A 6,709-nucleotide genomic window follows, 5' to 3' on the forward strand; every position below is an offset into this window, starting at 1 on the left:
CGCCCGGAACGATTCCGGGCGGGCCCTCGGCAGTCGGGAGGCGCGGCTCAGCCGGCCTTGGCGGCGGCCCGGTTCGGCAGGGTCTGCTTCAGCACCGCCTTGTCGGTGAGCACGGTCTGGAAGTCGGGCCACTGCGCCCGCCCGACGCCGGCGGCCAGCGAGCCGGTGGCCGAGCCCGAGCCGCAGGCGGTCAGCAGGCCTCCCAGCACGATCGTCGCGGCGCCGATGCCAAGCCGTCTCGCGGTGGTCCCCGTGTGTGCGGCCATGCCGAACTCCCCGTTCGTGGTGATCGGTCCGCCCGGCCGCGACCCGAGGGGGCCGCAGCCGGCGGACTGCCTTTCAAGATCACCAGATGGTATGTCAGCCGGCAGGCGTGCGGGGGGCGTTACGCGCCCTCGCGCAGCACCAGGGAGACCAGCTCGCGCTGGGAGTCGGTGAGCTTCGGATCGGCGCAGTACACCGACCGGCCGTCGACGGTGATCTCGTAGTGGAAGCCGTCCGGCACCCCGTACGAGGGTGCGCGCAGCCCGCCCGCGACGGCCTCGCGGGCGAGCGCGTGCACGTGCGGGGCGTCCGTGCGGTCGGCGGTGTCGATCTCCGCCTGGCGGACGATCCCCGCGAAGCCGCCGGTCCGGGTCACCTGGATGCGCATGGTGTCCATGGTGCTACGCAGGGCGGGGTTTTGCCGGGCTTTTCCCGGACCGTGACCTTAAGCCCGCCTCAACCCGGTCTCAACCACCCTTCAGGCGCGCTCCGTCACCCCGGGCTGATCCCGACCTGCGCCCAGGAGGCGGTGACGGTGTCCGCGACCGACCCGTCGTCGGGGTAGCGGGCCTTGGCGGCGGCCACGGTGGCCCGGGCGAAGGCGGTGAAGTCGGCGTCGGCGGGCAGCGTGCGCCCGGTCAGCGCGTCGTACCAGATCCGCCCCGCGCGCTCCCAGGCCGAGCCGCCGAGTGCGGTGGCCAGCAGGTAGAACGCGTGGTTGGGGATGCCGGAGTTGATGTGCACCCCGCCGTTGTCCTGGGAGGTGTTCACGTAGTCCCGCATGTGCGCGGGCTGCGGGTCCTTGCCGAGCTGCGGGTCGTCGTAGGCGGTGCCGGGCGCCTTCATCGAGCGCAGCGCCACGCCCTGGACGCCCGGGGCGAGCAGCCCGGCGCCGATCAGCCAGTCGGCGTCGGCGGCGCTCTGGTGCAGCGAGTACTGCTTGACCAGCGAGCCGAAGACGTCGGAGACCGACTCGTTGAGCGCGCCGGGCTGGTCCTGGTACTCCAGTCCGGCGGTGAACTGGGTGACGCCGTGGGTGAGTTCGTGGCCGATGACGTCGATGCAGGCGGTGAAGTCGCCGAACACCACGTTGTCGCCGTCGCCGAACACCATCTGGTGGCCGTTCCAGAAGGCGTTGTCGTAGTTGCGGCCGTAGTGGACGCTGGCGTCCAGCCGCAGGTTCCGGTCGTCGATCGAGTGTCGGCCGAAGACGTCGGCGTAGAGCGCGAAGGTGGCGCCGAGGCCGTCGTAGGCGTGGTTGACGGAGCTGTCGGAGGACGCGCCCAGGCCCTCGGTGCGCACGGTGCGGCCGGGCAGTCGCTGGGCGTGGCCGGCGTCGTAGATGACCCGGTTGAGCCCCGGGACGCCGGCGACGGGCGGGGGCGGGGAGAGACGGGCCGCGCGGTGCGCGGCGTCGAGGGCCAGGGAGTGGATGGCGGGCTCGTGACCGGCCTCGGCGAGGCGGTCCAGGACGTACGGCGGGACGATCGTGCAGATCGGTACTACTGCAGCCATGTGGCCCAGGGTGAGGCCTCGATGACCGGTTGTCACCACCTTTGACATGGCCGGCCGGTGTCTCAAGGGGTGGAACGGAAGCCCGGATCACTTCGGGGGCGCGCGGTGCTGGGTTACGCTGGGGCCCATCATGCGCAACGGGCTGCTTCTTCTTAGCTGCCGCGTCGAGGGCCTGTAGTCCACTGGGGCCGGCTCCCTCGCCGCGGGGAACGAGCTGTGCGCGATCGGCGATCCGACGGTGTGTCGCCAGCGGCAGCAGAGGCCGGCCAGTCGGTGTTGACCACCCCCGACCCGCCCGCACCACGCATCACAGGAAGCCGAGTCACCTCCATGACCGAGCAGAACTCCGCCGCGCCCGTCCCCGCCGGTCGCCCCTTCGTCGACCGCCCGACCCCGATCACCGCCGCCTCGGTGCGCCAGCGGCCCTCGGGCATGCGGTACGGGCGCTACCTGCCGTTCGGCACCGTCGACCTGCCGGACCGCACCTGGCCGGACACGGTGATCACCAGGGCGCCGCGCTGGCTCTCCACCGACCTGCGGGACGGCAACCAGGCGCTGATCGACCCGATGTCGCCCGCCCGCAAGCGCATGATGTTCGACCTGCTGGTGAAGATGGGCTACAAGGAGATCGAGGTCGGCTTCCCCTCCTCCGGGGCCACCGACCACGCCTTCGTGCGGTCGCTGATCGAGGAGGGGGCGATCCCCGAGGACGTCACCATCTCGGTGCTGACGCAGGCCCGCGAGGAGCTGATCGAGAAGACCGTCGAGTCGCTGGTCGGCGCTCCGCGGGCGACCGTCCACCTGTACAACGCGACCGCGCCGCTGTTCCGCCGGGTGGTGTTCCGCAACGACAAGGCGGCCACCAAGGCGATCGCCACCGAGGGCACCCGGCTGGTGATGGAGTACGCGGAGAAGCTGCTGGGCGAGGACACCGTCTTCGGCTACCAGTACTCGCCGGAGATCTTCGTCGACACCGAGCTGGACTTCGCACTGGAGGTCTGCGAGGCGGTCATGGACGTCTGGCAGCCGGGCGAGGGCCGCGAGATCATCCTGAACCTGCCCGCCACCGTCGAGCGGGCCACCCCGAACGTGCAGGCCGACCAGTTCGAGTGGATGTCGCGCCACCTGTCCCGGCGCGAGTTCGTCTGCCTGTCGGTGCACCCGCACAACGACCGCGGCACCGCCGTCGCCTCCGCCGAGCTGTCCTACATGGCGGGTGCCGACCGCATCGAGGGCTGCCTGTTCGGTCAGGGCGAGCGGACCGGCAACGTCGACCTGGTGACGCTGGGGATGAACCTGTTCTCGCAGGGCATCGACCCGCAGATCGACTTCTCCGACATCGACGAGGTACGCCGCACCGCCGAGTACTGCAACCAGATGGAGGTGCACCCGCGCCACCCGTACGCCGGCGACCTGGTGTACACCTCCTTCTCGGGCTCGCACCAGGACGCCATCAAGAAGGGCTTCGACGTCCTGGAGGCGGACGCCGCGGCCGCGGGCGTGCCGGTGGACGAGCACACCTGGGGCGTGCCGTACCTGCCGATCGACCCGAAGGACGTCGGCCGCACCTACGAGGCGGTCATCCGGGTCAACAGCCAGTCCGGCAAGGGCGGCGTGGCGTACGTGCTGAAGAACGACCACAAGCTGGACCTGCCGCGCCGGATGCAGATCGAGTTCTCCCGGATCATCCAGGCCAAGACCGACGCCGAGGGCGGCGAGGTCAGCCCGGCCGAGATCTGGCGGGTCTTCGAGGACGAGTACCTGCCGACCACCGGCAACCCGTGGGGCCGGATCTCGCTGAGCGGCTCGCGCACCCTGACCACCGAGGACGGCCGGGACGCGCTGACCGCCGAGGCCCTGGTGGACGGCGTCCCGGTGACCCTGACCGGTACCGGCAACGGCCCGGTCTCGGCCTTCGCCGACGCGCTGGCCCGGATCGGCGTGGACGTGCGCGTCCTGGACTACGCCGAGCACGCGCTGAGCGAGGGCGGCGACGCCCAGGCCGCCGCGTACGTGGAGTGCGCGGTGGACGGCAAGGTGCTGTGGGGCGTGGGCATCGACGGCAACACCGTGCTGGCCTCGCTGAAGGCCATGATCAGCGCCGTCAACCGCTCGCAGCGCGGTTAATTCGAACGGGTGGTGCACGAAGGGCCGTCCCGCGGGGCGGCCCTTCGCCGTCTCCGCCGGGCGTTGTGGCCTGCGCCACATTTTTTCGAATCGGAAGCCGTTCGAGGTACTGACACGTGCCGGTAACCGTGGCAACATCGATCCACCGGAAAGCCGGGTCGGTGGGACGGCCTCGGTGTCCGGTCGCGTGACCTGCCCATTGTCGAGCAGGCCGCCTGCCATGTCTGGGGAGTGGCGCCGTGACCAGGTTGTGGGGTGTTCGCCCGCGATGGCGGACTGACGTTCTCGGTGACTTCTTCTGCCCGGGCTGTGGCGGGGACCGCAACTACCGCCGGCAGCACGGCCGGCGGTGGCTGCGGTTGCTGGGGACGCCGGTGGTCCCGCTCGGCCCGGTGATCGACAGCGTGCAGTGCACCGGCTGCCACGGCCGGTACGGCGTCGAGAGCCTGGAGCAGCCCACCTGCGTGCGCCTCGGCGCGATGCTGCGGGACGCCCAGTACACCATCGCGCTGGCCCTGCTCGCGGCCGGCGGCACCGCCCACCCGGCGGCCCGCGACGCGGCCTGCGCGGCGGTGCGCGAGGCCGGGTTCGAGGACTGTGGCGAGGCCCAGGTGCTGGCGGCGCTCGCCGCGCTCTCCGGGCTCGGCGGCGAGCTCTACGACGCCCGCGAACCGGGGACACCTCCCAGCCGGAGGCTGGGGGAGTTCGGCGGCCTGGCCGTCGAGCTGCACGCGGTGCTCGAACCGCTCACCCCGCACCTGGCCCACCACGGCCGCGAGCGGCTGCTGCTGCAGGGTGCGGCGATCGCGCTCGCGGACGGGCGCTACCTGCCGCAGGAGCGCGAGGCACTGGCCGCGGTCGGGCGCTGCCTGGACCTGCCGCAGTCCCGGGTCGGAGCGCTGCTGGAGGCGGCGACCAGGGCGCCGTACAAGTAGCGCCGCTCGCCGCTCGCCCAGCGGTGCCGTCCGCACCTCCGAAGATCCGAAGACCACCTCCGAATCCCCCACAACGGGCCCGGACTCCCCACCCCGGGCCCGCCGTGACCCGCACCGCAGTGGTCCTCCCCCACGGCCGCCGGTGCGGGCAACACGGCTGTCCGGCGCCCGGCGCGGGCGAGGACGGCCGTCCGGCGCCGGGGCGGGTGGGGGAGAATGGTCCCCATGAGTCTTTTCCGGGACGACGGCGTCGTGCTGCGGGCGCAGAAGCTCGGCGAGGCCGATCGGATCATCACCCTGCTGACCCGCCAGCACGGCAAGGTGCGGGCGGTCGCGCGCGGGGTGCGGAAGACCAAGTCCAAGTTCGGCGCCCGACTGGAGCCGTTCTCGCACGTGGACGTGCAGTTCTTCAGTCGGGGGAGTGAGCTGGTCGGCCGCGGGTTGCCGCTCTGCACCCAGGTGGAGACCATCGCGCCGTACGGCGGTTCGATCGTCACTGACTACGGCCGCTACACGGCCGGCACCGCGATGCTGGAGACCGCCGAGCGGTTCGCCGAGAACGAGGGCGAGCCGGCCGTCCAGCAGTACCTGCTGCTGGTGGGCGGGCTGCGGACGCTGGCGGCCGGGCTGCACGAATCGCACCTGGTGCTGGACGCTTTCCTGCTGCGCTCGCTCGCGGTGAACGGGTACGGCGCGAGCTTCACCGACTGCGCCAAATGCGGCCTGGAGGGGCCGAACCGATTCTTCTCCCTCCCCGCGGGCGGGGTGCTCTGCGGGGACTGCCGAGTGCCCGGATGTGCCGTACCCTCCCCTGAGACACTGGTACTGCTCGGGGCGCTGCTGTCAGGGGACTGGCAGACGGCCGACGCCTGCGAGCCGCGGTACTGGCGGGAGGGCAGCGGCCTGGTCGCGGCCTATCTGCAGTGGCACCTGGAGCGGGGCATCCGCTCGATGAGATACGTGGAGAAGTGAGCACATGGCAGCGCGACGGCTCTTCGGCGGCGGCAAGCAGAGGACGTACGTCCCCCCGACCCCGCACCCCAGCGGCGCACAGCCCCCGAAGATCCCCGGCGAGCTGGTGCCCGACCACGTCGCCATCGTGATGGACGGCAACGGCCGTTGGGCCAAGGAGCGCGGGCTGCCCCGCACCGAGGGCCACAAGGTCGGCGAGTCCGTGGTGCTGGACGTCCTCAAGGGCGCCATCGAGCTCGGGGTCAAGAACATCTCGCTGTACGCGTTCTCCACCGAGAACTGGAAGCGCTCGCCCGACGAGGTGAAGTTCCTGATGAACTTCAACCGGGACGTCATCGCCCGCCGCCGCGACGAGATGGACGCGATGGGCGTGCGGATCCGCTGGGCGGGCCGGATGCCCAAGCTGTGGAAGAGCGTCGTCCAGGAGCTCCAGGTCGCCGAGCAGCAGACCAAGGACAACGACGCCGTCACGCTCTACATGTGCGTCAACTACGGCGGCCGGGCCGAACTCGCCGACGCGGCGCAGGCGATCGCCCGGGACGTCGCGGCCGGGAAGCTCGACCCGAAGAAGGTCAACGAGAAGACCCTCGCCAGGTACATGTACCACCCGGACATGCCGGACGTGGACCTGTTCCTGCGCCCCAGCGGCGAGCAGCGCACGTCCAACTTCCTGCTCTGGCAGTCGGCTTACGCCGAGTTCGTGTTCCAGGACGTGCTCTGGCCGGACTTCGACCGCCGCGACCTGTGGCGGGCCTGCGAGCAGTTCGCGATGCGCGACCGGCGCTTCGGCGGGGCGATCCCGAACGAGGTCGGCGCGCCGGTGCCGTCCCAGCGCTGAGACCGTCCGCGCGGACGACGGAAAGGACCCACCGGGCGGCTCCTGGTCGGTCCTTTCC

The 6,709-nt window shown here is 71.5% G+C and carries 7 protein-coding genes; 4 read left to right on the forward strand and 3 right to left on the reverse strand.

All coding sequences use genetic code 11. The features are described from left to right. Positions 1-47: 47 nt before the first annotated feature. The 3 genes from ACFU7Y_RS37135 to ACFU7Y_RS37145 form a co-directional block, all read right to left on the reverse strand. Complete coding sequence (locus ACFU7Y_RS37135; protein WP_380770998.1) at positions 48-266, reverse strand: hypothetical protein; 219 nt, start codon at positions 264-266, stop codon at positions 48-50. A 119-nt stretch (positions 267-385) separates the two neighbouring features. Next, on the reverse strand, positions 386-652 hold the full coding sequence (locus ACFU7Y_RS37140; protein WP_049651101.1) for a protealysin inhibitor emfourin: 267 nt from the start codon (positions 650-652) through the stop codon (positions 386-388). Between the two features lie 104 nt (positions 653-756). Further along, positions 757-1,779 (reverse strand): M4 family metallopeptidase, encoded by a 1,023-nt coding sequence (locus ACFU7Y_RS37145; RefSeq protein WP_380770999.1) that lies wholly within the window; start codon positions 1,777-1,779, stop codon positions 757-759. Positions 1,780-2,109: 330 nt separating this feature from the next. On the opposite strand from ACFU7Y_RS37145, the gene leuA reads away from it, so the two are divergent. The 4 genes from leuA to ACFU7Y_RS37165 all read left to right on the forward strand — a co-directional run bounded on the left by leuA (position 2,110) and on the right by ACFU7Y_RS37165 (position 6,651). After that, entirely contained in the window at positions 2,110-3,906 is a 1,797-nt protein-coding gene (gene leuA, locus ACFU7Y_RS37150) for a 2-isopropylmalate synthase (protein ID WP_380771000.1), read from the forward strand. 239 nt (positions 3,907-4,145) lie between these two features. Beyond that, positions 4,146-4,841: a TerB family tellurite resistance protein gene (locus ACFU7Y_RS37155; protein WP_224279472.1), complete on the forward strand. Its 696-nt coding sequence runs from the start codon at positions 4,146-4,148 to the stop codon at positions 4,839-4,841. Between the two features lie 225 nt (positions 4,842-5,066). Beyond that, on the forward strand, positions 5,067-5,813 hold the full coding sequence (gene recO, locus ACFU7Y_RS37160; protein ID WP_224279474.1) for a DNA repair protein RecO: 747 nt from the start codon (positions 5,067-5,069) through the stop codon (positions 5,811-5,813). A gap of 4 nt (positions 5,814-5,817) precedes the next feature. Further along, positions 5,818-6,651, forward strand: a complete 834-nt coding sequence (locus ACFU7Y_RS37165) for an isoprenyl transferase (RefSeq protein ID WP_224279476.1) — start codon at positions 5,818-5,820, stop codon at positions 6,649-6,651. Positions 6,652-6,709: the final 58 nt, after the last annotated feature.

Origin of the sequence: Kitasatospora sp. NPDC057542 (assembly GCF_042801945.1) — a bacterium.
Classification (GTDB): domain Bacteria; phylum Actinomycetota; class Actinomycetes; order Streptomycetales; family Streptomycetaceae; genus Kitasatospora.

Excerpts from the sequence above, each read along its gene's own strand:
- ACFU7Y_RS37140 (WP_049651101.1), bottom strand. The coding sequence starts at position 652 with ATGCGCATCCAGGTGACCCGGACCGGCGGCTTCGCGGGGATCGTCCGC.
- ACFU7Y_RS37145 (WP_380770999.1), bottom strand. The coding sequence starts at position 1,779 with ATGGCTGCAGTAGTACCGATCTGCACGATCGTCCCGCCGTACGTCCTG.
- recO (WP_224279474.1), top strand. The coding sequence starts at position 5,067 with ATGAGTCTTTTCCGGGACGACGGCGTCGTGCTGCGGGCGCAGAAGCTC.
- leuA (WP_380771000.1), top strand. The coding sequence starts at position 2,110 with ATGACCGAGCAGAACTCCGCCGCGCCCGTCCCCGCCGGTCGCCCCTTC.
- ACFU7Y_RS37135 (WP_380770998.1), bottom strand. The coding sequence starts at position 266 with ATGGCCGCACACACGGGGACCACCGCGAGACGGCTTGGCATCGGCGCC.
- ACFU7Y_RS37165 (WP_224279476.1), top strand. The coding sequence starts at position 5,818 with ATGGCAGCGCGACGGCTCTTCGGCGGCGGCAAGCAGAGGACGTACGTC.